The 25,367-nt window shown below is 62.0% G+C and carries 16 protein-coding genes; 6 read left to right on the top strand and 10 right to left on the bottom strand.

The window, feature by feature from the left end; genetic code table 11:
* Nucleotides 1-3: 3 nt before the first annotated feature.
* Genes KJY40_RS24435 through KJY40_RS24415 form a run of 5 tightly spaced genes read right to left on the bottom strand, consistent with a single transcriptional unit; the run spans nucleotide 4 to nucleotide 8,303 of the window.
* A complete protein-coding gene (locus KJY40_RS24435) occupies nucleotides 4-1,407 on the bottom strand; it encodes an ATP-binding protein (RefSeq protein WP_230733271.1) in 1,404 nt (467 codons plus the stop codon).
* Nucleotides 1,404-3,218 carry a DAHL domain-containing protein gene (locus KJY40_RS24430; protein ID WP_407681977.1) on the bottom strand — a complete coding sequence of 605 codons (1,815 nt, stop codon included), beginning with the start codon at nucleotides 3,216-3,218 and terminating at the stop codon, nucleotides 1,404-1,406. Before KJY40_RS24430 ends, KJY40_RS24435 begins: the two co-directional genes overlap by 4 nt.
* Entirely contained in the window at nucleotides 3,215-4,162 is a 948-nt protein-coding gene (locus tag KJY40_RS24425; protein ID WP_230733269.1) for a cytochrome-c peroxidase, read from the bottom strand. Before KJY40_RS24425 ends, KJY40_RS24430 begins: the two co-directional genes overlap by 4 nt.
* Nucleotides 4,159-6,033, bottom strand: coding sequence for a putative bifunctional diguanylate cyclase/phosphodiesterase (locus tag KJY40_RS24420; RefSeq protein ID WP_230733267.1), 1,875 nt, complete (start codon nucleotides 6,031-6,033; stop codon nucleotides 4,159-4,161). Before KJY40_RS24420 ends, KJY40_RS24425 begins: the two co-directional genes overlap by 4 nt.
* Nucleotides 6,030-8,303, bottom strand: coding sequence for a GGDEF/EAL domain-containing response regulator (locus KJY40_RS24415; protein WP_230733265.1), 2,274 nt, complete (start codon nucleotides 8,301-8,303; stop codon nucleotides 6,030-6,032). Before KJY40_RS24415 ends, KJY40_RS24420 begins: the two co-directional genes overlap by 4 nt.
* Nucleotides 8,304-8,558: 255 nt before the next feature.
* Between KJY40_RS24415 and KJY40_RS24410 the strand changes: the two genes are divergently transcribed.
* The 4 genes from KJY40_RS24410 to KJY40_RS24395 are packed head-to-tail and all read left to right on the top strand — an operon-like array spanning nucleotide 8,559 to nucleotide 11,604.
* Entirely contained in the window at nucleotides 8,559-9,914 is a 1,356-nt protein-coding gene (locus KJY40_RS24410) for an HD domain-containing phosphohydrolase (RefSeq protein WP_230733263.1), read from the top strand.
* Nucleotides 9,915-9,974: 60 nt separating this feature from the next.
* On the top strand, nucleotides 9,975-10,409 hold the full coding sequence (locus KJY40_RS24405) for an NUDIX hydrolase (RefSeq protein ID WP_230733261.1): 435 nt from the start codon (nucleotides 9,975-9,977) through the stop codon (nucleotides 10,407-10,409).
* A gap of 23 nt (nucleotides 10,410-10,432) precedes the next feature.
* Nucleotides 10,433-11,071 (top strand): LysE family translocator, encoded by a 639-nt coding sequence (locus KJY40_RS24400; protein WP_230733259.1) that lies wholly within the window; start codon nucleotides 10,433-10,435, stop codon nucleotides 11,069-11,071.
* Between the two features lie 2 nt (nucleotides 11,072-11,073).
* Nucleotides 11,074-11,604: a GNAT family N-acetyltransferase gene (locus KJY40_RS24395; RefSeq protein ID WP_230733257.1), complete on the top strand. Its 531-nt coding sequence runs from the start codon at nucleotides 11,074-11,076 to the stop codon at nucleotides 11,602-11,604.
* Here KJY40_RS24395 and metR read toward each other — a convergent pair.
* Nucleotides 11,588-12,505, bottom strand: a complete 918-nt coding sequence (metR, locus tag KJY40_RS24390; RefSeq protein WP_085709456.1) for a transcriptional regulator MetR — start codon at nucleotides 12,503-12,505, stop codon at nucleotides 11,588-11,590. The two genes, KJY40_RS24395 and metR, sit on opposite strands and share 17 nt — an antisense overlap.
* Nucleotides 12,506-12,616: 111 nt before the next feature.
* Between metR and metE the strand changes: the two genes are divergently transcribed.
* Nucleotides 12,617-14,929 carry a 5-methyltetrahydropteroyltriglutamate--homocysteine S-methyltransferase gene (metE, locus tag KJY40_RS24385; protein ID WP_230733255.1) on the top strand — a complete coding sequence of 771 codons (2,313 nt, stop codon included), beginning with the start codon at nucleotides 12,617-12,619 and terminating at the stop codon, nucleotides 14,927-14,929.
* A gap of 43 nt (nucleotides 14,930-14,972) precedes the next feature.
* Here the strand turns inward: metE and KJY40_RS24380 are convergent, their stop codons facing one another.
* Nucleotides 14,973-20,495 (bottom strand): dermonecrotic toxin domain-containing protein, encoded by a 5,523-nt coding sequence (locus KJY40_RS24380; RefSeq protein ID WP_230733253.1) that lies wholly within the window; start codon nucleotides 20,493-20,495, stop codon nucleotides 14,973-14,975.
* 207 nt (nucleotides 20,496-20,702) lie between these two features.
* On the opposite strand from KJY40_RS24380, the gene KJY40_RS24375 reads away from it, so the two are divergent.
* Complete coding sequence (locus KJY40_RS24375; protein ID WP_230733251.1) at nucleotides 20,703-21,737, top strand: alpha/beta fold hydrolase; 1,035 nt, start codon at nucleotides 20,703-20,705, stop codon at nucleotides 21,735-21,737.
* A 1-nt stretch (nucleotide 21,738) separates the two neighbouring features.
* On the opposite strand, the gene KJY40_RS24370 is transcribed toward KJY40_RS24375, so the two are convergent.
* The 3 genes from KJY40_RS24370 to aauS are packed head-to-tail and all read right to left on the bottom strand — an operon-like array spanning nucleotide 21,739 to nucleotide 25,327.
* A complete protein-coding gene (locus KJY40_RS24370; protein WP_192565048.1) occupies nucleotides 21,739-22,068 on the bottom strand; it encodes a GlpM family protein in 330 nt (109 codons plus the stop codon).
* Nucleotides 22,069-22,088: 20 nt separating this feature from the next.
* On the bottom strand, nucleotides 22,089-23,417 hold the full coding sequence (aauR, locus tag KJY40_RS24365) for a two-component response regulator AauR (protein ID WP_085606770.1): 1,329 nt from the start codon (nucleotides 23,415-23,417) through the stop codon (nucleotides 22,089-22,091).
* A complete protein-coding gene (gene aauS / locus KJY40_RS24360; RefSeq protein ID WP_230733249.1) occupies nucleotides 23,414-25,327 on the bottom strand; it encodes a two-component sensor histidine kinase AauS in 1,914 nt (637 codons plus the stop codon). The genes aauR and aauS overlap by 4 nt, the downstream gene beginning before the upstream one ends.
* Nucleotides 25,328-25,367: the final 40 nt, after the last annotated feature.

Below are 25,367 nucleotides of genomic sequence, written 5' to 3'. Positions count from 1 at the left end.
ACATCAGGCCGCCGGCCGGGTCTGGCGCAACGGCAACTCCACGCGGAATGTCGTGCCGGCGCCCAACGAGCTGCGCACGGAAATTTCGCCGCCGTGTTTTTTCACGATGCCATACGAGAGGGACAGGCCCAGGCCTGTCCCCTGGCCCACCGGTTTGGTGGTGAAGAACGGGTCGAAGATTTTCTGCAGGATCTCGGGTGCGATGCCCGAACCGGTGTCGGCCACTTCGATGATCGCCGTTTCGCCCTGCATGCCGGTGCGCAGGGTGATGGTGCCGCGCTCCGGCCCCATGGCCTGCGCCGCGTTGACCACCAGGTTCATGATGACCTGATTGATCTGCGAGGGCAGGCATTCGATGTCCGGCAGATCCTGATATTCCTTGATCACATCGGCCTTGTATTTGAGCTCGCCGGCAACGATGTTCAGGGTCGATTCGATGCCCTGTTGCAGATTGGCCCGCTGCCATTGCTGATGGCTGTCGACCCGGGAGAAATCCTTGAGATCCCGGACGATCTGCCCGACCCGGCCGATGCCTTCCTTGGACTCGCGGATCAGCGTCGGGATGTCTTCCAGCAGATAGTCCAGCTCCAGGTGCTCGCGCAATTGCCGCAACTGCTCGGCGGCTTCGGCGGGCAAGTTCTGCCCCGCGGTGTGATAGGCACCGAGCATGGCCAGCAGTTGCTGGAAGTAGCCATCGAGCGTGCCGAGGTTGGAGGAAATGAAGCCGATCGGGTTGTTGATTTCATGGGCGACGCCGGCGGCCAGTTGACCCAGCGAGGCGAGTTTTTCCGATTGCACCAGTTGGCCTTCCAGTTGCTTGCGTTCGTCGATTTCCCGTTGCAAGGCTTCGCTGGCCTGCCGGAACTGAGCGGTTCGTTGATCCACCAGATGTTCCAGATGATGCATTTGCAACGACGCGCGTTCGGTCATCTGCCATTTGGTCAGCAGCGTGTTGGCCATCTGCTGGACTTCGATGTTGTCGAAGGGTTTTTTCAGGATCAGCAGCCGGTCGTGGGCGTGCAGGCGATCCAGCAGTTCGTCCCAGGAATAGTCGGAATAGGCGGTGCAGACCACCACCTGCAACTGCGGATCCTGCAGCCAGAGTTCTTCGATGGTCCGCGCCCCGTCCCAGCCGTCCGGCATGCGCATGTCGACAAAGGCCAGGGCGTACGGGCACTGCTCCTGCAGAGCCAGGTTGAGTTTGGCCAGGCCTTCCTCGCCACCGTAGGCCGAATCCAGCTCGAAAGGCGCTCGCCGGGGTTTGGCGGGCACGCCGAACAGGGCGGCTTCCATCTCGTCCAGTTGCGCCGAGTGCGCCGGGGCCGGAGCGAGAATCTTGCGAAAGTCCTCGTGGATCGACGGCATGTCATCGATCAACAGAATGCGGCGGTTCGACAGCTCGCTCATGCGTTCTCCGTAACGGTGATCAGCGGAATCTGCAGGGTGAACAAGGCGCCTAGCCCCGGCCCGTCGCTGTGGGCGGTGAGGTGGCCGTTCATCTCGATGGCTGCCAGCGCGCAGCTGTGCAGGCCGAAGCCGTGGCCTTCCTTGCGAGTGGTGAAACCGTGGGCAAAGATCCGCGTCATGTTTTCCGGGGCGATGCCTTCGCCGTCGTCCCTGACGCTGATTTCCAGAAAGTTGTCATCGACGATTTTTACCCCAAGGGTCATGGTGCGCGGGCGGTTGCTCAGGTCGGACATCGCATACTTGGCGTTGCTGATCAGGTTGATCAGGATCAGCAGCAAGCGGTGTTTGTCGCCCATTACCTGGGGCACTTCGGCGTATTCCTTGACCACCGTGACATGGTGCCGGGTGAGGGCGCCGGCGTTCATGCGCAGCGCGTCTTCGAGCAGATCGTCGATGTACAGCGGCTCGGTCATGCTGTTGGCCCCGGCATAGGATTGCTGGGTGGCGACGATGTCCTTGATGTGATCGACGCTTTTGTTCATCTGGTTCAGCTCGTCGACCATCTCCTGCTGTTCCTGAGCGATGGCGCCAACCAGTTGATTGAGATAGCCGGGCAGCAGCTTGCCCTTGTCATCCTCGCTGAGGAAATGACCGAGATCGTCCGGGTGGTCGTTGATCAGCTGCATGGCCTTGCCCAGCCCCAGAGCCTTGCTGCTGCGCAGTTTTCGCGAGATCAGATCGGAGGAAATGTTCACGCTGTTGAGCACGTTGCCAACGTTGTGCAACACGTTGGTCGCGATTTCGGCCATGCCGGCCTGCCGCGCGGCGTCGAGCAGTTCGCTCTGCACGTTCTTCAGTTCCCGGGTACGCTCCTCGACCCGCTGCTCCAGCACGTCATTGGCGGTCTGCAGGGCCGCGTTGACCCGGTTGATCTCGGCGAAACTGCGGATCAGGCGGATGGCCAGCCACAGCAGCGACAGCATCAGCAGCACCGAAAACAGCAGCAGATAGAAGTGGTACTTCCTGTCGATCTTTTCGACCCGCTGCTGATCCTGGTTGAGCATGGTGGTGATGTTGTCCAGGCGCTCGGCCACGGGAATCGCTTCGATCTCCTCCAGCAGCCGGTTGACGATCGGCTGCTCGCGCAGGATCAAGGCGATGTGATTGCTGAGGATCTTGATCGGGGCCTGAAAGTCCTCGGGCAGGCGTTGTGCGTTGACCGCCAGTTTATTCAAGCCCAGCACGATGTCGGCGGCCTTGTCATCGGAGGTGACCTGGGAAAATTCCAGGGCGCTGAGCAGCAGGTCATAGGTATCGGTGGCGATGTTCTGCACCTGAACCTTGTCGAGGTCGGACAGGTCGGCCAGTTGCGCCTGAATGTCGTCTTCGGCGGTCGGCAGGAAAGCCAGGGAATTGCGCAGCAAGGCGTTGTGCGACTTGAACCGTTCCACCAGCCGGGTCTTTTCCTGCATTGCCTCAAGGAAGCTTTCGTGGGCTTCGTCCCATTGTGTCGAGTCGTTGCGTCCATGCCCGGACTCCATGGTGTCGAAGCGTTCCCACAGACGGTTCATCTCGTTCATCGGCGAGACAAGCGGGTCGTAATTGTGGGAAATCGCTACCCGGGCCTTGAGGATTTCGTTTTCCCACAGAGAATTCTGTTGCTTGATCTGGCGGATCAGATCCCGGGATTCGGTATAGGCCGTCGTCTGCTCGGAACCGGACTTGAGGTACAGAAACACCAGGATCGAGGCCAGCAGCACGGCGACCAGTCCGAGCAACAGCAGGCTGGCCCGGCGCGAAACTTTCATCATGGCTTGCCCTCCCAATGGCCGGTCAGGGTCTTGAGAAACTGGATGATCAACGTTTTGTCTTCTTCGCTGGGCATGCGCCCCAATTGGTACTGGAACATGACGTCCACGGCCCGTTCGAGGGTGGGCGCCGAGCCGTCGTGGAAGTACGGTGCGGTCAGTGCGACATTGCGCAGACTCGGTACCTTGAACACGGCGCGATCGGCGTCGTCGCCGGTCACATTGAAGCGACCCTGGTCGGCCACCGTCGGGTGGCCGCGATCGGCGATGTAATCGCCGAACACGCCGAACTTCTGGAACATGTTGCCGCCGATGTTCACACCCTGGTGGCAGGCAATGCAGCCGTATTCCTTGAAGCGCTGGTAACCGTATTTTTCTTCGAGCGTCAGGATGTCGGTGTTGCCCAGCAGGTACTGGTCGAAGCGGGAGCCGGGGGTGAGCAGGGTGCGCTCGAAGGCGGCCAGAGCGCTCTGGATATTGGCCCGGGTCACGGCGTCGGGGTAGGCGGCGCTGAAGCCCTGGCGATAGGCAGCGTCGTCGGCGATCCGCTGCACGACAGTGTTCCAGTCGCTGCCCATTTCGTGGGGGCTGGTGATCACGACGTTGCTCTGCTCTTCCAGGGTTTCGACGCGGCCGTCCCAGAACTGGCGGAAGTTGAGACTGGCGTTGAACACGGTCGGGGTGTTGACGGCCACCGGTTGTCCATCGAAACCATTGGACAGTGCACGGGTGTCGGCGCCGCTTTTATCCAGTTGATGGCAACTGGCGCAGGACAGCGTGTTGTTGATCGACAGCCGTGAGTCATGGAACAGCCGGCGTCCCAGCTCGACCTTTTTTGCATCCTGTTGCGGGACGGCCGGCAAGGGTTTGAGCGGCTCGTCCAGCGGCGCGGCCGTGGCGTTCGCGCAGAGAGCCAACAGCAGAAACAACCGCACCGGATGGCTCATGCCAGCCCCCAGGGACCGGGGCGAACTTCGCCCAGCAGTTGGGCAAACCTGTCCGCCGGCAAGGCCTTGCTGAAGTAGTAGCCCTGGCCTTCCTCGCAATGGTGGTCCTTGAGAAACGCTAGCTGTTGCGCGGTCTCCACCCCTTCGGCGATGACGTTCAGATTCAGGCTCTTGCCCAGGCTGATGATCGCGCCGACCAGCGCCGCATCGCTGCTGTCATGGCTAAGTCCGCGAATGAACGACTGATCGATCTTCAGCACATCGATGGGAAACCGCCGCAGATAGCTCAGGCTGGAATAGCCGGTGCCGAAGTCATCGATGGCCAGCCGGACGCCCAGCGCCTTCAGCCGGTTCAGCGCGCTTATCGTCGCGTCGACGTTCTGCATCAGCACACCTTCGGTGATCTCCAGTTCCAGCAGACGGGGATCCAGCCCGGTCTGTGCCAGCACCTGTTCGATGCCCTCGACGAAGTTCCGCTGGCGAAAGTCGATGGCCGAGGTGTTGACCGACATGCGGATCGGCGGCAACCCCGCCTGCTGCCAGTCCCGGGTCTGCCGACAGGCTTCGGCCAGCACCCATTTGCTCAGCGGCACGATCAGGCCGCTGTCTTCGGCCACCGGAATGAACTCCGATGGATACACCCAGCCATGCCCCGGTTTCTGCCAGCGCACCAGCGCCTCGGCGCCGACCACCCGGCCGCTGGCCAGCTCGATTTTCGGTTGGTAGTGCAGGACGAATTCGTGGCGTTGAAGGGCCTGGCGAATGCCCGATTCGATGCCTTGCTGCTCCCGGGCGCGCTGGTTCATGGCTTCGATGAAGAACCCGATCTCGTTCGGCCCGCTTTCCTTGGCATTGCGCATGGCCGTTTCTGCTTTTTTGATCAGGTCGATGGCCTCCGTTCCATCGTCGGGGTAGATACTGATGCCCAGGCCGGCGGTGACACTGACGTCATGCCCGACAATCGTCTGCGGAGTACGAACGGCCAGCAACAGCTTTTCGGCGATGCTGCGGGTCTGCTGCGGGTGGTTGATGTCGCTGAGCATCACCACGAATTCGTCGGAGCCATAACGAAAGACCGAGTCCGATTCGCGCACGCAGGCGAGCAATTGCTGGCCGACCCGTTTGAGCATCTCGTCGCCCGCCGGATGGCCCAGGGCATTGTTGATGCGCTTGAAGCGATCCAGCCCGAGAAACATCACCACCAGTTGTTTGTCGTGGCGACGGCAGGCGGCCAGCGACTGAGTCAAACGGTCACCGAGCAAGGTGCTGTTGGGCAGGCCCGTGAGGCTGTCGTACTGCAACAGGCGCGAGACCTTGAGCAATTCATGCACGCGGGCTTCGACGGTCTGCTCGAGGCTGAGCATCTTCAGTGCCGCATCCTGAGCCAGTTGCCATTTCCAGGTCAGGGCGTTGGCCATCTGGCGGATTTCCAGGGTATCGAACGGTTTTTTCAGGATCAGCAACTGATCGCCGAACTCCAGGCGTTCGGCCATGGCTTCCCAGCTGTAGTCGGAATAGGCGGTGCACAAGGCGATTTGCAGGTTCGGGTCGGCCTCCCAGAGTTTTTCGATGGTTTCCAGGCCGTCCCAGCCCGGTGGCATGCGCATGTCGGTGAAGGCGAGGGCATAAGGCCGGCCTTCTTCCACCGCGTGTTGCACCAGTTTCAGCGCTTCCTGCCCCTGGTAGGCGGAGTCGAGCTGGAACGTCAGGTGCGTCGACTGGCGGGTACCGAACAGTGTCTGTTCGAGCGTGTCGAGGTCTGCTGCACCGCCGATGTCCGGAGTGAGAATCTTGCGGAAATCATCATGGATCGCCGGGGTGTCGTCGACGATCAATATGCGCCGGTTGGTCTGTGGAAAGAGCGTTTTCATCCTTCATCCCCCCTGGGAAGCGGGGTGGTCACACTTGCGTCTTTCAGCAGGCGGGCCGCTTGCTCGGGGCTGATCGCTTCGCTCAGGTAAAGACCTTGCACGTTCTTCAGCGGAGCGGGGGAGGCTGGAGCATTACCCTGATCCGATAGCAGGACGCCTTCGGCGCTGATGCCGATCGCCAGATCCCGTGCGAAATTGACGATTGCCCGCAGCGTGTTGGCGCCGCCTGCATCCTGAGCTGCGTTGTCGATCAGGGACTGGGCCAGCTTGAGGTGATTGACCCGATAGGTCTTCAGGTAGTCGAACGATGAATACTCGGTGCCGAAATCATCGATGGCGATTTTTACGCCCAGCTCGCGCAGGCGCGGCAGCACATCATTTTGGGTCCATTTGGTCTGGGCCAGGGTCGCTTCAGTGACATCGAAACGCAGGTCCCACGGCGCAAGTTGCCAGCGAGCTGTTGTTCGCAGTACGTCGTAAATGAGTTCGGGGCCGCTTTTGAGCTGCGCCAGGGAAATCTTTATCGCCATCACCGGGGGGGCCACCCCATCGTCTTGCCACTGGCGCATCTGCCAGCAGGCGTGATCCAGTATCCAGCGGCCAAGCGCAATGATTGCGCCGGTCTTTTCTGCCGCCGGTACGAAGGCCGATGCCGGCAGCAGGCCAAGCCTGGGATGTTGCCAACTGACCTGCGCGGCCATGCCGAGAATCTTGCCGCTGTGCATGTCCGCTTCCGGCGTGTAATCGAGCTTCAGTCCTCCCTGGGTGAGGGCCGTCGTCAATTCTTCGGCAAGGGTCATGCGCTCGCAGACTTCCCGGGTGATTTCCTCCGAGTAGAACTGGTACTGATTGCGCCCTGTTTCCTTGGCGCGGTACAGCGCCATGTCGGCGCCGGCCAGCAGATTGTCTGCATCCAGACTCGTGGGCCGGTAAATGCAGATGCCGATACTGACGGAGATGTGCACGGCATTGCCCGCCAGGTGATAAGGCTCCAACAGCGCATCGCGGATCTTGGCGGCGATGGCAGCAGACTGGGTCGGGTCGTTGACGTCCAGTTGCAGGAGCGCGAATTCATCTCCGCCCAGACGGGCGACCACGTCGTTCTCCCGCACACTGGATTTGATCCGGTGTGCCACTGCCTGCAACAGCAGATCGCCGACCGGATGACCCAGGGTGTCGTTGATTCGCTTGAAGTGGTCCAGATCCAGGTAAAACACGGCAAAAGGTGCTGCTCCCCGACGCGCGGCGGCGAACGCCTGATGCAGACGCTCGATCAGCGTGGCGCGGTTGGACAGACCGGTGAGACCGTCGGTGCGGGCCAGCAAGGCCATTTTCTCCTCGGCCATTCGGCGCTCGGTGATATCGAGGATGATGCCCTCGACTTCCAGCAGCCGGCCGTCGTGGTCGCGTACCGGGATGTAACGGTTTTCCACCCAGCGCCAGCCACCCTCGCCGGTACGCAGACGAAACTCGATGGAGGCGCCCTCTGCATGGCGATCGAGTACCCGGCCCATGGCGGTATCGACACTGGCCTGGTCGTCGGGATGGATCAGTGTCTGGCCCCAGGTGTCCGAGCCCACCAGATCGGCCGCGACATGTCCGTAACGGGTGATGTTGTGGGAGATGTACATCAGCGGAAACGACGGCTCACCGCGCAACCGGTAGAGGATGGTCGGACTGTTCTGCACGATGATGTTGGCGTCGGACAGTTCGCGGGTTCGCTCCTCGACGGCCTGTTCCAGCTGATTCATCTTCAGCTCGGCGTCTTCGGTCATCTGCCACTTGACCGTCAGGGCACTGGCCATCTGACGGATTTCGATCGCATCGAACGGTTTTTTCAGGATCAGCAGGCGATCGTTCTGGGGCAGCCGCTGATCGATCTCTTCCCAGGAGTAGTCGGAGTAGGCCGTGCACAGGGCCACTTGCAGTTTGGGATCGGCCTGCCAGAGGCGTTCGATGGTTTCAAGGCCATCCCAGCCCGGCGGCATGCGCATGTCGATGAAGGCCATGGCGTAGGGACGCCCGGCGGCCAGAGCGGCTTCGACCTTGTCCAGGGCTTCGCGGCCCTGATAGGCCGAGTCCAGTTCGAAGTGTTCCTTTGAGGACGTCGGTGCGCTGGACGGGGTGCCGAACAGCAGGTTTTCGGTTTCGTCCAGGTCTTTGTCTTCAACCGTGGCGGGTTTGAGGATTTTCGCGAAATCGCCGTGGATCGACGCGGTATCGTCGACGATCAGTACGCGGCGATTGATGGTTCCGGGTTGCGCACTCATGACGCAATACCCGCAGATTCATGCACGTTCGTCATCGGGAGCATCCCTTTCCCCTCGTTACATGCCTGCGCGCAGGCCGATGGTGTCGTCCAGCGACTTGAGCATAGTTGCCCGGACGCCACTTCGCCTGTTGCGCTGTAACAGAGGATTTACACGGGGGCTGCGAAAGTCATCTAGCCTGTGATACAGGCGCGGACAAGCGGGGAGGTCTGTCGGCGCGTCAGCCACGTCTACCGTTTCCCGTGAGGCATCGCCATGGAAGAGCCAACCGCCCCGAATTCAGCGTCGCGACCCAAGGTATTGCTGGTCGATGACGAAGAGCCGATCCTCAACAGCCTGCGCCGTCTGCTGCGCGGTCAGCCTTATGACGTGTTGCTGGCCACCAGCGGTGCCCAGGCCCTGGAAATGCTCGAACAGCAATCGGTGAATCTGGTGATGAGCGATGCGCGCATGCCCAACATGGACGGTGCCACGCTGCTGGCTCGCGTTCATGAGCTGTATCCGGCGACCACGCGGATCATGCTTACCGGCTACGCCGACCCTTCGGCGATCATCAAGGCGATCAACGAGGGCCAGATCGAGCGCTACATCAGCAAGCCCTGGAACGACGAAGAAATGCTCCTGACCTTGCGCCAGGCCCTGGAGCATCAGCATCTGGCGCGTGAGCGCGAGCGTCTGGAGAAACTGACGCGGGTGCAGAACGAACAATTGAAGTTGCTCAACAGCACCCTGGAAAAACATGTCAGCGCCCGCACCGCTGAACTGCAGCAGACCGCCGACATGCTTGATCTGGCGTATGAGGAGCTCAAGCGCAGTTTCCTGACGGGCACCGAAATGTTCTCGTTGCTGGCCAACCTGCGCCTGCCCCCGGCCAAGCAGACCAACCGGCAGATCATCGAACTGGTGCGCGGCTACTGCAAGATGCACCGTCTGGACGAAGCCGCCAGCCGCGACCTGACCATGGCCGCCGCGCTCTACAACATCGGCAAGCTGAGCTGGACCGACAGCATGATGACCACGCCTTCGGACCTGCTGCACAGCACCGAGCGCGATCGCTATCGGGCTTATCCGAAACAGAGCGAATCGCTGTTGATGACCCTGGACCCGATGAAGGATGCCGCACGGCTCATCCTGCATCATCAGGAGCACTGGGACGGCAGCGGGTTTCCGGACCGGCTCAAGGGCGAGGCCATTCCCTTGGGCTCGCGGCTGTTGAAACTGGCAGTGGATTTTGTCGAGTTGCAGCGCGGGCTGATTCTCGAGCGACAGATGAACAGCGATGAAGCGTTGCTGTACCTGCGCCAGTACGCCGGCAAACTCTACGATCCCGAGCTGATCGAGGATTTCATCAAGGTCTGCGCAATGGTCAGCGACGTCACCCTGACCGATCCGGACGTCAAGGTGATGGGCACCCGGGAGCTGGCGGCGGGGATGATCCTGGCGCGCAATCTCAACGCCGACAACGGTATGTTGCTGCTCAATGCCGGCAAGGTGCTGAGCGCTTTGCTGGTGGACAAATTGATCAGTTTCGAAGCCATGGAGGGCGCTAAGTACAAGGTGTTCGTGAAAGTGCCGGAGGAGGGGGAGAGTGTGCTTCTGGCCCAGAGTTGATGACGCTGGCGCGGCCGGCATGGGATCCTTGCGGTTTTTCCCAAGGCCGATGGCTGACCCATGACCTCTGATTTCGCAGTTCCCCCCCGCCTCATTCGTATCGCCGCCGCGCTGCTGCTCAACCCCGACGGCCAGACCCTGCTGGTGCGCAAGCGCGGCACTGCGGCGTTCATGCAACCAGGCGGCAAGATCGAAGCCCACGAACGGCCGGTGCATGCGCTGGCCCGTGAGCTGGAAGAAGAACTGGGGCTGGTGATCGATCCGGCGCAGGCGAGCTTTCTCGGCCAGTTCTCGGCACCGGCGGCCAACGAGCCGGGATTCGTCGTGCAGGCCGAGATCTTTCAGCTGACCATCGACGCCAAGGTGTCTCCGGCCGCCGAGATCGAAGAGGTGATCTGGATCGACCCGGCCACCGACGGCGAAGTGATTCTCGCCCCATTGACACGCGACCTGATCCTGCCGTTTTATCGAGCCTCGCTGACCGCGATCGCCTGATCATTCGTGCAAAGGACTTCGTCATGATCCCGCTGCAAGACCTGCTGATTTTTGCCGCCGCCGCCCTGCTGATGGTACTGACGCCGGGACCGAACATGATCTACCTGATCTCCCGTTCGATCTGCCAGGGACGGCGCGCCGGGGTGACCTCGCTGCTCGGCGTGGTGGCGGGGTTCTTCGTGCATCTGTTCGCGGCGGCCGCCGGTCTGACCGCCGTGTTTCTCGCGGTGCCGATGGCCTATGAAGTGTTGAAATGGGCCGGTGCGCTGTACCTGCTGTGGCTGGCCTGGCAGGCGGTGAAACCCGGCGCCCGCTCGCCGTTCGAGGCGCAGCAATTGCCGGCGGATTCCTCGCGCAAACTGGTCACCATGGGGTTCCTCACCAGTGCGTTGAACCCGAAAATCGCGGTGTTCTACCTCTCGGTGTTTCCACAGTTCATCACCCCGGAACACGGCTCGGTGTTCACCCATAGCATCATCCTCGGCCTGACCCAGATCAGCGTCAGTTTCAGCGTCAACCTGTTGATCGCGCTGTTCGCAGCGGGCATCGCTTCATGGTTCGTCAACAACCCGACCTGGCTCGCGGCGCAGCGTTACTTCATGGGCTTCGTGCTGGGCGGTCTGGCGGTGCGCCTGATGCTTGAACAGCGCAAGGCCGCCTGAACATGTGGATCGAACGGCTGGATGCCAGTCATGCGCTGGCCTATCGCGAGCTGATGCTGGAAGCCTATGACCGGCATCCGCAGGCGTTCACCTCCAGCGTGCGCGAGCGCGCAGTGATGCCGCTGAGCTGGTGGGAATCACGCCTGACCAGCAAGCTCGACGCGGTGTTCGGCGCGTTCGAAGACGGCCGCTTGGCGGGCATCGTTGGCCTGGCGTTCGAGCCTCGGGAGAAGGCCCGGCACAAGGCAACGGTATTCGGCCTGTATGTGTCGGCTGAATTTCGTCAGCGCGGGCTGGGGCTGAAATTGATGGAGGCGGTGCTGGTTGAGGCGCAGCAGCATCCGGCGCTGAAAGTCATTCAATTGACCGTCACCGCCGGCAATGACGCGGCGTTCCAGCTGTACCAGCGCTGCGGCTTCATTCAGTTCGGCCTCGAACCAATGGCGGTGCGGGTCGGCGAGGACTACTTCGACAAGATCCACATGTGGTGCCCGCCTTCTGTGTCAACCGCCAGCCTCAACGAACCGCGCTGACTCCATCCAGGGTCGAGAACGAGGTGTCCTTGGCCGTCAGCAGGAAATCGCGCATGTACGGCGCGTCCAGCATGTCGGCGCGGATCGCCGCGTACAGCGTCGCGAACAGACCTTTCTCGCCCAGCCGCTTGGCCTTCACGTAACCCCGTGAGCTGTATTCATGCAGCGCCCAGTGCGGCATGCCGCATACGCCACGGCCGCTGGCCACCAGTTGCATCATCATCACCGTCAGCTCTGAGGTGCGTACCTGCGCCGGTTCGATGTCGGCCGGTTCGAGGAAGCGGGTGAAGATGTCCAGCCGATCCCGTTCCACCGGGTAGGTGATCAGGGTTTCGGTCAGCAGGTCTTCGGGGACGATGTACGGTTTGCTTGCCAGCGCGTGCTGGTTGGCCACCGCAAGCATGGCTTCGTAGGTGAACAGCGGCACGTAGGTGATGCCGGCGATTTCCAGCGGGTCGGACGTCACCACCAGATCCAGATCGCCCCGGGCCAGTGCCGGCAGCGGGGCAAACGAGAAACCCGAAGCGAGGTCGAGTTCGACTTCCGGCCATGCATCGCGGAACTGGTCGATGGTCGGCATCAGCCACTGGAAGCAGCTGTGGCATTCGATGGCCATGTGCAGACGCCCGGCGGTGCCCCCGGCCAGACGTCCGATGTCACGTTCGGCAGCACGCAGCAGCGGCAGGGTCGCGTCGGCCAGTTGCAGCAGGCGCAGGCCGGCGCTGGTGAAGCGCACCGGTTTGGTCTTGCGCACGAACAACGGCATGCCCATGCGTTCCTCCAGTTCCTTGAACTGGTGGGACAGCGCCGACTGGGTCAGGTGCAGGCGGTCGGCCGCATCCACCAGGCTGTCGGCTTCGCGCAGGGCATGCAGGGTTTTCAGGTGACGGATCTCAAGCACCGCAGGCTCCATGAGGAAAATTTGTGATCAACACGAAAAGGTTGAGTTTGTCTCATGTTGCCCTGGCTGTCGACAATGGCGCCATCTTTTACGCAATGGAGAACACTCGACATGGCCGTGGCCCACACCCTTGGTTTCCCGCGCATCGGCGCCGACCGCGAACTGAAAAAAGCCCTCGAAGCCTGTTGGAAAGGCGATCTCGATCAGGCGTCCCTGAATCAGGTCGGTCGTGAGCTGCGCGCCAGACACTGGCAATTGCAGAAGGACGCCGGCATCGACCTGCTGCCGGTCGGCGACTTCGCCTGGTACGACCAGGTGCTGACCCACTCGCTGACCTTCGGTGTGATCCCGGAGCGCTTCGATGACGTGCGCGATGAACGCGGTCTGCCGACCCTCGATACGCTGTTTGCCATGGCCCGTGGCGCCACGGCGTCCTGCTGCGGCGGTGAGCACGGCAAGACTCAATACGCTCAAGAGCTGACCAAGTGGTTCGACACCAACTACCACTTTCTGGTCCCGGAGTTCACCGCAGACCAGTCGTTCAAACTGAGCTGGGAACAGCTGTTCGATGAAGTCGAAGAAGCCAAAGCCCTCGGTCACAACGTCAAACCGGTGATCATCGGGCCGCTGACTTATCTGTGGCTGGGCAAGGCGAAAGGCAACGACTTCGACAAGCTCGACCTGCTCGAGCGTCTGCTGCCGGTGTACAACGAAATTCTCGGGCGGCTTGCCGCACAAGGCGTGGAGTGGGTGCAGATCGACGAGCCGATTCTCACCCTTGACCTGCCGCAAGCCTGGAAGAACGCCTTCGAACGCGCCTATCACATCCTGCAGTACTCGCCGCTGAAAAAACTGGTGGCGACCTATTTCAGTGGCCTGCAGGACAACCTCGGTCTGGCCGTCGGCCTGCCGGTGCAAGGTCTGCACATCGACGCGGTGCGTGCGCCGGATCAGCTCGGCCAGGTGCTGGATCGCCTGCCGACCTACAAGATTCTTTCGGTAGGCCTGGTCAACGGCCGCAACGTCTGGCGCTGCGAACTGGAGCAGGCACTGGCGCAGTTGCAACCGGCGCAGGAACGCTTTGGCGACAACCTGTGGGTCAGCAGTTCCTGCTCGTTGCTGCACAGCCCGGTGGATGTCGAGCGCGAAGACAAGCTCGATCCGGAACTGAAAAGCTGGCTGGCATTCGCCGTGCAGAAGTGCGCCGAAATCTCCGTGTTGCGTGATGCGCTGAACGATCCACAAGCACCGAAAGTGCAAAGCGCACTGGCCGAAAGCCGCGCCATTCAGGAAAGCCGCGCCCGCTCGCCGCGTATTCACAAGGCCGCCGTGCAGGCGCGGATCGAGGCCATCAATGCCAGCGACAGCCAGCGTCATTCGCCGTTCGCCAAACGCATCGCCGCACAGCAGGTGCGTTTGAAATTGCCGACGTTCCCGACCACCACCATCGGCTCGTTCCCGCAGACCGGTTCGATTCGCCTGGCCCGTCAGGCCTACAAGCAGGGCAAGCTGTCGGCCAACGATTATCACGACGCCATGCGCAGCGAAATCCGCCACGCGGTACAGGTGCAGGAACGTCTGGGCCTCGATGTGCTGGTGCACGGTGAAGCCGAACGCAACGACATGGTCGAGTACTTCGCCGAGCAGCTCGACGGATACTTGTTCACTCGTTTCGGCTGGGTCCAGAGCTACGGTTCCCGTTGCGTCAAACCGGCGGTGATTTATGGCGATCTGTCCCGTCCGAACGCCATGACCGTGGACTGGATCACCTACGCCCAGAGCCTGACCGACAAGGTCATGAAAGGCATGCTCACAGGTCCCGTGACCATGCTGATGTGGTCGTTCCCCCGCGAAGACGTGTCGCGCAAGGTTCAGGCGCAGCAACTGGCGCTGGCCCTGCGGGATGAAGTGGTGGATCTGGAAAACGCCGGGATCAAAATCGTGCAGATCGACGAAGCCGCGTTCCGCGAAGGTCTGCCGCTGCGCCGTGCACAGTGGCAGGAATATCTGGACTGGGCGGTGGAGGCGTTCCGGCTGACCGCCTCGGGCGTGAAGGATGAAACCCAGATTCACACCCACATGTGTTACAGCGAATTCAATGACGTAATCAAGGCCATCGCCGACATGGACGCCGACGTGATCACCATCGAAACCTCACGTTCGGACATGGAATTGCTCGATGCCTTCGAAGCGTTCGACTACCCGAACGACATCGGTCCGGGTGTCTACGACATCCACTCGCCACGGGTGCCGGACACGGCGGAAATGGTCAAGCTGATGAGCAAGGCCGTGAAACGGATTCCGGCAGCGCGGTTGTGGGTCAATCCCGATTGCGGGCTGAAAACCCGAGCCTGGCCGGAGACGGAAGCAGCGCTGGTGAACATGGTCGCGGCAGCGCGGCAATTGCGCAGTCAGCTGGCTTGACGCACAGCAAAACGGGGAGCGGCCAACCGCTCCCCGTTTTGTTTTACAACGCTTCGAACCAGGGCAGGACCGGCGAGCGTTTGCCGATGTCGGCATACGGCAGCGCCGCATTGTCGGCGTGAGTCAGGTAGCGGTGCTCCGGCAGTTTCAGGTGCGCTTTCTCGAACTCAGCGAATGACGGCCTGGGTCTGTTGTAGTGGAAATGCGCATACCACAGCAGACGCGGCGGGCGAACGCTCAGGTCGTGGATTTCGTATTCCTGCATATGGTCGGGACGACCGTCAGGGCGGTTGGGCAGTTGTTTCATCAGGGCCACCTTGCGCACTTCCACGGCGTTCTGTCGCAGCAGATCATCGAGCATGCCGTCGGTGGGTTTACGACTCCTCAGGGTTTGTCGGGTGCGCAACTGCCGCCCGGTGAGGCGCAATTCGTCGGCCTTCGATTTCAGTTCACCGATGATCGGGTTCTCTGCCGACATCGCTTCAATGTCTCTGGCCCGACGGCTCAGGTCATCGGCTTCACTGGCCATCATATGTTCCAGATCCACCGGGAGCATGTCGCGCTCGGCATGTCCCTGCACCTTGGCCTGATAGGCCGCTTGCCCGTCCAGACGCTTGCGGGCATCGGCCAGCAGCGATGCGAGGTTGCGGGAAGAGGCGGGCGGCGGCGCGTTCACCGTCCGCAGGCTAAATTTGCCGTTGTCAGCCTGTTCCCAGACTTCCCGGCCCGCCTTGCCATGGTTCAGTACGAACTGCCGCTTGCGGCTTTTGGGTTCCCAGTTTTCCACCCCGATCAGCCATTGCTGGCCTTCGGTCTGGAAAATCTTCTTCTCGATTTGTCCAGCGGTACGAGGTGGTACGGGATGAACGATAGTCTTCCTGGCGCGTTCGGCCATGGCTTCGATGCCAGCCATCAGTGGTTCGAACTCTTCCATGTGAAAGTACTGTGGATAGCTGGTCGTCCACTGGTTCATTTCCCGGCAGTATCGGGTGTAGGTGTCGAGGCAGTTGCCCAGGATCTGCATGCGCTGCGCCCGGTTGGTGCTGACTTCGGACAGGCTGAACTGGGTGAAGAGCGCACGGTCCATGTCGATGCGCAATTGCCAGGCCCTTTGTTGCAGGTAGAGCCAGGAGACGTCGCCGGTGTTTTCGAAATTCTTGATGGACTCCAGGCGGTGAGCGGTCTTCAGGTATCCAAGATTGAAATCGTTCATGCGCCCGTTCAAATAGGTAACGGCCTCGGTCAGTCTGGCCTTGTCCGAACGTACACTGATCAGCGCGTACCAGCGGTTCATGTCGCCCTTGAGTGCTTCGACCTCTTCAATGGCGGTGGTCACATCCACGCGCAATCTGCGCATTTCCTGCAGCAGGGCCAGGCGTTCGGCAATCGAGTTGTCCGGCAGGGCATCGAGGGTCGCGTGCCGGGTGTCGATCTCGTCGAGCCATTTGTAGATCCGGTGGTTGGCCATATGGACACGGTGTTTGAGGCGGTCGGTCACCCGTGCGGCGTCCTGGCTCTGTATTTCAAGCAGGGCGCGCAACTTGTTGCCATGGGTGAGGGGGCGCAGCTCGGCGATTGTCTGGTACTGCCGGGTGAGCAGGGCAATGTCCTCATCACAGGCTTTCTGCGCGGCTCTTCTCAGCAGAGCGTCGTCGGGTGCCAGGCTGTAAGCGTTGATCGCCCTGTTGCTTCGTTCGATCTGGGGATCGAGGCGGTAACTCAGTTCATCACATTCGAGCGTCAGTTGATGGTGTCGGCGGTAGGTCCGGTCGACCAGCCAGCGCGGAAGGTGCTCACGGATTGCCTGTGGCCAGATTGGATCGAGCACATCGGCCATATGCCCGATCACGCCACCGCCACCGACACCGCCGCCTTCGAAAGTGGTGCCGTAGACACCGAACCAGGTGTCCCACTCTCCGGCTTCGTTCAGGGCAATAGGTTGTTTGTAGGTTTTGCGCGTGGTGCCGCTCAGGCGCCAGTTGCGGGAATCGCGGCTCCATTCGATCTGATAGATCCGGCCCTGCCGGACAATGAAATCGCCCTCCGTGTGGCGATAGATATTTTTCCAGACGCCTCCTTCGGCCGGTTGCAATCCCGCCAGCGAGACAGGTTTCTCATATTCGTAACCGGCAAAGCGCTCAACGATGCGCCGGGCCTGCCGGGTATCGGGAGCGGTCAGCGTGCCGGCCTCCGGGACCAGGTTTCGCAGCAGGCGGGCACGGGTGGCCGAGCGGGCCGTCAGGGCTGCACCGGCGCCAGGCACGATGTCGATCAACGCGTCGATCAGGCACAGCAACACCGATTCGACTTCGGCCAGGCCGTCGCCGAGCCTGCCTCGCAAAAAAGCGGCCACTGCCTGGTTGGCCGCGTTCCAGGCGTCGTAAAGGGCGATGGCACTGCCAACGAATGGCAGCATGCCCAGGGCCATTTTCGTGTAATCGAACACCCGTGTGCCCTGCAGGGCATAACGTTCCCGATACAACGCGTCGTTGGAGCGTGAGGACCCGCGATGGACCTCGATCAGACGCCCCATGTGCGCATTGAGCAGATGAGCGGCCAGCGACGTGGTTGCCGGCCAGCGAGGGCCGACACTGATAATCGCATCGAAGCGTTTGTCCACCGCCTGAGCGATGCGCTGTTCGTGGGCGCGTACGCTGCCTTGCAAGGCCCGGCCGGCCAGATAGCGGATCATCTCGTCCTGGCTGCAACGGTTGAACAGATCCTTGCGGGCCGCTTCAAGGCTGTCGTATCGGCGCAGAAACCTCGCGTCGGGGGCATCCGGCAGATAGAGCAGCGTCGTGCCGCTGATTTGTTCTTCGATGAAGGTCACACCGGACAATGTGGTGGGGCCTTCATTCGGTGTGTCAGTGCCACCGGCGGCGAGGGATGCCGGAAGCAGGGCAATGCGGCGACCGGCGGCTGTCCAGGCGTCGGGTGTGTCGGCGTCGATGGCGGTTTCGAACAGGCTCAGGTCAGAGTCGCCAATGTGGTGCTGCAGTCGTGCGCATCGGCCTTGCAGCTTGAGCATCACCTGCCAGGGTTCGAGCAGGCATTCCTGACGGTGCTCGCGCTGGAACGGTGGTTCATCGGTCGTGCCTTTGAAGGTGTCGTAAATCCTGTTTTCGTAAGCCTTGGGCAGGTCCAGTTCAGGCATCAGTTTGCGCAGGTAAGCCTGGGTAATACCGGCAGTGAGGGTCTGATGCTCCCGCTCATCGGTGGCGCTGACTTCCACGCGCATGAAGCCAAGGCGCAGTGGCAGTTGTTCAAGGTTCATCGACGGGGTGTTGTCGATATTGAGCTGGGCCAGGGTTTCGAGGGACATCCGGCTGCGTCTGGTGCTGGGGACAGCGACCAGTTTTTGCGGCGTGCCCCGTGCCCCGGGCGCACTGAAGGCCTGTTTTTGCAGGGCAACCGAGTCCGGCAGATCCAGCTGTACCGAAAAGTGTCCCGTGAGAGAAAAATCTTGACGTAGTCGGGCGTGCAGATGCTGTCGAGTGAAATCCTCCCGGGGTGGCAGCGCGACGGTCAGCAGTGCGTGACTGCGGTGCATCGCGCTGATCCAGGCCTGGACCAGCGTCTTGAGCGTGCTTCGTTCGTTGTCACTCAGGTCGGCCAGCCAGGCCGGTGCCTGTGTGGCGAGGGTTGCGCTGCGTTCCTGCTGGATTCGATGAAACAGCGCCAGGCGTCGTGCGGCATCGACGGGCACCTGTAGCAGGGGAAGTGTCTTGCGGCGCAGTTGCTCCAGTGCATCTGCGCGCTGTTGTGCCTGTGACGGCTCGCTGTATCGCTGGCGAATCGTTGCTGCCCGGGTTTCAAACTCTCCGGTCAACTGATTCAACACATGGAGCAACGGGTCGCCGGTCAGGGTGTTCAATTGCAAGGTTTGCTGTGTGTCACCGGCGTGCAGCTTGAACACGTGCCGCTCAAGTGCCTGGCGATTGACGAATCGCTGGAGGCCTCCACCGCTGCCGGGCCAGTAAAGCAACAGGCTCTGTATCGAACCGGACATCAGTACGAGCGGGCCATGGAGCGTCTGGAGGCTGGTGGAGACTGTGTCTCCCTCGGATTCGGCCAGTGACAGTGTCAGGCTTTTCACAACCCGGTCGGCATCGGTTCGGTCAGGTGCATCGAGCCATTCGATGAGCAGGTCATGTTCTTCGACACTCAGGCGATTCAGTGCCCGCTGCATCCCGGCCTCGGCCCGCAGACCTTGAATGTGTGCGTTGTACAGCGCGGTGAACTGGCGGTTGAAGGTGGTCAGGTCCAGCACCCGTTCGCGATAGAGCAGGGCGCGTGCTGCGAGATCGGCGGCCTGTTCGGCCGTTTCCAGTGTCGTTTGCAGCGCCTCGAACGATTTCAGGATGTCGCCATCGCTTGATGCTTCGAACTCATCGTGCGCCCGGGTGACGCTGGCCTGTCGCAGGGAACGGGGAATATCGGGATGCAGGCTGCCGAACAGCGAGACTTCGTCTTCGTCCGCTGCACGGGCGCCGGACGGTTGATTGTCCAGACCGGGCGGGGCGCAGAAGACGGCCATGCTGCGTTGCCGGTCGACCCTGTCGGCGACGACCAGCGCGTGGGAACCCTGTTCGGCCAGGCCGCGCGTGCCGTCCGTGCCGTTGCGCAGGGCAGCAACCTGCACCATTTGCTGCTGCAACAGCCATTCGTTGACCGCAGTGACCAGCGATTGCCCGGCCGGGAGGTATTCGACCTGAAGGTTTTCGAGTGGCAGACCGGCGGGCACCAGAGATCCTTGTGCCAGCCAGGCATGCAAGTCACTGCGCCGGGCGAAAGCCTGGATCGCGTCCGCTTGATCAGGCACGTACAGCAACTGTGCGGCGCCGTCTCCCCGACTGATGACCCAGGCCGCCGGCGGTTTTACCCGCACGCCATTGTGCAGGCACAAGGTCGGCAGCTCGACGCTGAGGGTATCGTCAGCCGCAGGCCGCGTACCCGGTTCCCCCATCAGCGACCACAGTGGCTGAAGCTGGTCGGCTGTCACCGTGCGTCGGGCGAAGGCCATTTGCGCGGCCGTCTCGATATGCCCGCGATACAACCAGCCGACCTGTTCCCGGCGGGAGCGGGGCGTACCCGGAGCGCGGCCCTGCCAGTAGGTATTCCAGCGTTCGTCGAGCGCCAGTGCCGGTTCGAGGGCTTTGATCCGGGCGAGCAGTTGCGACGGGGCGAGCGTCGACAATGCATGACTGCTGTTCACACCGGTCACCCGGCATTGGTTGTCGAGCCATTCCTCTGGTCGGGCGGATTGGGTGACGAAGGCGCAGGCTGTCACCAGGCTGACCCGACGTTCCGGGTACCCGCCACCGGGTGGGAACGACAAGCCAGCCTGCTCACCGTCCAGGTCCAGTTCCTGACGGAGCAACCGGTTGAGCGTCTCGCGTACCGACGGCACGCCGGCACACAGTTGTCGCAATTCTTCGCTGCACGCTTGCCGACGGGTGGCCGCACTGTGCAGCAGGCTTTCATCGACAGACGCCGGCAGGGCGGTAAAACCGGGAAACGAGGGCATCGGCGCAGGGGGGTTCACTAGAAAGAAGCGTTCGATCATGGCAATGGGGCTCAAGGGAAGGGCGGCGGATCCGCCCCACTCAAGCGCCATTCAAGGAAAATGACCGGGTGCCCGGGTGCTACATAGTTATCGGCCCGTCCGACCGCTCGGCACTCTTCATCAAACTGTCATCAAACTGTGGCAGCGCGCTTGAACAAACTTCATCAGACTCGCGCTCTACTGGGGTTCTGCGTTTCGGTGTTTTTCATGTTCAAGGGAATTTTTGCAATCGCGGCGTTGTTGGCCGCGGTTTTTTTCGTTCCGGCGTCCTATGCGGCGTCGCGTTGCGACGTCAATGTACCGACCGAACGGGTCGATCTGGCGCAGGTGAGCCTGGCGTACCAGAGCATCGGTCGTGCGTCGGATCCGGCGCTGTTGCTGGTGATGGGCCTGGGCGGGCAGTTGATCCACTGGCCGGATGAAGTGGTGGTCGCGCTGTGTCAGCAGGGCTTTCGGGTGATCCGTTATGACAACCGCGATGTCGGCCTGTCGACCTGGCGCCAGACGCCAATGGAAGCCAACCTGACCTTTGAAGTGCTGCGCTACAAACTCGGCCTGCCGGTGGCGGCACCCTACAGCCTGACCGATATGGCCGACGATGCGCTGGGCCTGATGGATGCATTGCACGTCGAGCAATTCCACGTACTCGGCGCGAGCATGGGCGGGATGATCGCCCAGCACATGGCCGCGATGGCGCCGCAACGGGTCGAGAGCCTGACGCTGATCATGACCAGCTCCGGTGCCGAAGGGCTGCCGGCGCCGAGCGCGGCGTTGGTGCAATTGTTGTCACGGCGTGGCGCCCCCAATCGCCAGATCGCGCTTGAGCAACAGGCCGATCTGCTGGCGGCGCTGGGCAGTCCGACGGTCACTGATGATCGTCAGATGTTGCTGCATCAGGCGGCGCTGTCCTATGACCGGGCGTTCAATCCCGAAGGCGTGAAGCGCCAGATCATGGCGATCCTCGCCGAACCGAGCCGGGTGGCGTTGCTCAATCAACTGCGGGTGCCGACGCTGGTGGTGCATGGCACGGCGGATCCGCTGCTGCCGGTGATGCACGGCGTGCATCTGGCGGCGCACATTCGCGGCAGTCAGCTGCGGTTGATTCCTGGGCTGGCGCACCGTTTTCAGGAAGCATTCAAGGAGCCGTTGCTGGCGGCGGTGTTGCCGTATTTGCGCGAGCATCGCGAAGACACGTCGCACTGGGCGCAGATCGAACCGGTGGCGGAACACAACCTGCTTTGACTCAGGCGTGAAGCCGTACCCACACCGACACCAGCACCGTCGCCGCCATCAACCACGCCACCGCCGCGACCGCCAGCGAAGCTTCGAGGCGCATGCGGTCGACCATCACGTACAGCGTCGCCAGATAGACGAAGTACGGAATGATCGACCACATGCCGAAGACGATGGTGGTCTTCAGGTCGTCGACCGAACGTCCTTTGCCGACGATGTAGTGAGCGATCAGGGCGAAGGTCGGGAACAGCGGCACCAGCCCGGCGATGTAGTAGTTTTTGGTCTTGGCCAGCATGGCGAGGATCACCACGACTGCCGCACCGAGCATTGCCTTGAAAATCAGATCCACGTCGTTCTCGCTTAATGGCTCAGGCCGTATTTCTTCACTTTGTCGAACAGCGTGGTCTTGGCCATGCCCAGTTCCAGGCTGGCCTGGGTCAGGTTGCCGCCGCTGCGTTGCAGGGCGTCGCTGAGCAGGTTGCGTTCGAACGCTTCCACCGCTTCGGCGAACGCCAGGCCCTGACCTGCGCTGCCCGCGCCGGTTTTCTTGAACGCCGGCAAACCAAGGGCAAAACGCTCGGCGACGTTGCGCAGTTCGCGCACGTTGCCCGGCCAGTCGTGGCTCATCAGGCTCGACAGGGTCTGGTTGTCCAGCTCCGGCAGCGCGCGGTCGAAACGCAGGGCCGATTGCTGGGTGAAGTGTTCGAACAGTTGCAGGATGTCTTCGCGGCGTTCGCGCAGGGGCGGCAGTTCCAGCGTCACCACGTTGAGGCGGTAGTACAAGTCGCTGCGAAATTCCCCGGCCTTGCTCGATTCGTCGAGGTCGGATTTGGTCGCCGCAATCACCCGGCAATCCACCGCCACGCTCTGGTTCGAGCCGAGGCGCTCGAGGGTGCGCTCCTGCAACACCCGCAGCAGTTTGATCTGCAACGGCAGCGGCATGCTTTCCACTTCGTCGAGGAACAGCGTGCCGCCGTCGGCATGCTCGATCTTGCCGATCCGCCGCTTGCCGGCGCCGGTGAAGGCATTGGCCTCGTGGCCGAAGATTTCGCTTTCGAACAGGTTTTCCGGCAGGCCGCCGCAGTTCAGCGCGACGAATTGCTTGGTGTGGCGGCGGCTGAAATCGTGCAGGCAACGGGCGACCAGTTCCTTGCCGGTGCCGGTTTCGCCTTCGATCAATACGTTGGCCGAGGTATCGGCGACGTTGGCGATCAGTTCGCGCAGGTTCTGCATGGCCGGCGAACGACCGATAATCCGTCCTTCAAGGGAGTCGCGCTCGGCGAGTTGCCGGCGCAGGGAGGAGACTTCGCGATTCAGGCTGCGTTGCTCCAGCGCACGGCGGGCAACATCGACCAGACGTTCGGGGGAGAACGGTTTTTCCATGAAGTCGTAGGCGCCTTTCTGCATCGCGCCGACGGCCATGGAGATGTCGCCATGCCCGGTAATCAGCACCACCGGCAGGCTGCGATCGCGTTGCTTGAGCCGGGTCAGCAGTTCCAGGCCGTCGATGCCGGGCAGGCGGATGTCGCTGATGACGATCCCGGCGAAGTTGTCGCCGACCTGCTCCAGCGCCTCTTCGGCACTGCCCACGCCGATGCAGGGGATGTCTTCGAGGGTCAGCGCCTGCTGGCAGCCGAGCAGCACATGGGGATCGTCTTCGACGATCAGCACACTAAGGTCGTTGTTCATATTGGCTCGGCAGGAATAGGGCTTACCAACGGTAAACTGAGGACGAAGGTGGTACCACCGCTGGCCGGGTGTTCGACACCCAGATGCCCGCCGGTGGCGGCGGCGAGACTGGCCGACAGGGTCAGGCCGAGGCCCAGGCCCTGTTCTCCGGGCTTGGTGGTGAAGAACGGTTCGAACAGGTGCTTGCGCGCTTCGGCGTCGATGCCGTGACCGTTGTCGCGCACCCGCAGGCGATATTTGCCGTTGAATTCTTCGCCTTCCAGCCACAGTTCCGGCAGCGGTTGCGCCTGCATGGCGTCGAGGGCGTTGCCGATCAGGTTGACCAGAATCTGCTCCAGCCGCGTCTGGTCGATCTGCACCTGCACATCATTGAACTGGCGATGCAGTTGCAGGGAAGCACTTTCGACGCGGGCGCCGAGCACTTGCAGCGCGGCATCCACCGCTTTGCCGAGGCTGGCGCGGCCCTTGTCGTCGCCGCGCCGGGCGAAGGAGCGCAGGCTGGCGGTGATCCGGCCCATGCGGTCGATCAGCTCGTTGATGGTCTTGAGGTTGGTGCTGGCGACATCCAGCTGGCCGCGCTCAAGGAAGCGGATGGTGTTGCCCGACAGCGTGCGCATCGCCGCCAGCGGCTGGTTCAATTCGTGGGCGATGCTGGTGGACATCTGACCGATTGCCGCGAGTTTGCCGGCCTGTACCAGTTCGTCCTGGGCGCGGCGCAACGTCTCTTCGGCCTGACGCCGTTCGCGGATCTGACTCTTGAGCCGGTCGTTGCTGGCGCGCAGGTCGGCGGTGCGTTCGGTAATCCGACGTTCCAGCTGATTGTTGGCTTCCTGCAGGGCTTCGCGGGCGGCGAGGCGGGTGGCGATGACCTTGCGCCGTTCGTTCCAGGCGATCAGCAGGAACGCCACCAAGGCAAACGCCACAGCCACCAGAATCCCCTGATTGATCGCCTCGCGCCGCAGATCCTGCAACGGCGTGAGCAGGGTGAAATTCCACGGGGTATCGCTCAGTGGCCGGGTTTGCGCCAGATAGCTGATGTTTTCTTCATCGCCATCCTGTTGGCTCGGCACTTCGCTGTTAGCCGGGAAGGTGAGTTTTTCCACGCCCTCGGACAGGGTTTCCCGGGCCAGCGGTTGCAGTTCGTTCAGCGGGAACCAGTAGTACTGCAGGCTGCGGGCGAGTTTTTCCTTGGTTTCGTCGCTCAGCGGTATCACCGATTTCAGGCGCCGGGCCGGATCGCTGGACAGAATGATGATGCCGTTTTCGTCGCTGACGAACGCTTCCAGGCGCGCCCGCTGCCAGCGTTCTTCCATGGCTTCCAGCCGCACCTTGACCACCGCGACGCCGATGATCTTGCCGTGTTCTTCGAGGCCGTGGGCCAGGTAATAACCGGGTTCGCCGTTGGTGCTGCCGATCCCGTAGAAACGTCCGGGCTGGCCGCGGATGGCGTTCTGGAAGTAGGCGCGGAATGACAGGTCTTCACCGAGGTAGCTGTCGACGTCGCGCCAGTTGCTGGTGGCCATGACGCGGCCGGTGGTGTCCATGACGTAGATGGCCCGACTGCGGCTGCGCCGGTTCAGGCCTTCAAGGTAATCGTTGACCGTTTGCCGGTGTTCCGGAGTCGGGTCGTCCAGCAACTGCGAAACGCTCGATTCGAGCTCCAGCAGGCTGGGCAGGTAGGTGTATTTGCTGATCTCGCTTTCGACCGCGCGGGCGTGCAGTTCCAGCTGGCGCTGGCCGTTTTCGCCGAGGCTGCGAATGCCGAAATGTTCACTGGTCCAGAAGCCGATGTAACCCAGTCCGATCATCAGGGCGATGACCAGCGGCGGCAGGAACAGGTGGCGGATCAGACGGGGTTTCACGGCAAGTGATGGCGGCGTGGCGCGATAGAGAGTGGGGTCGCATTTCATCACAGATGCCTTGGGTCAACCACCTGCATTCCCCGACAGT

Origin of the sequence: Pseudomonas fitomaticsae, assembly GCF_021018765.1 — a bacterium.
GTDB lineage: Bacteria > Pseudomonadota > Gammaproteobacteria > Pseudomonadales > Pseudomonadaceae > Aquipseudomonas > Aquipseudomonas fitomaticsae.
Note: the sequence above shows the minus strand (reverse complement) of the source record. Positions and strands in the feature narration are given on the sequence as shown.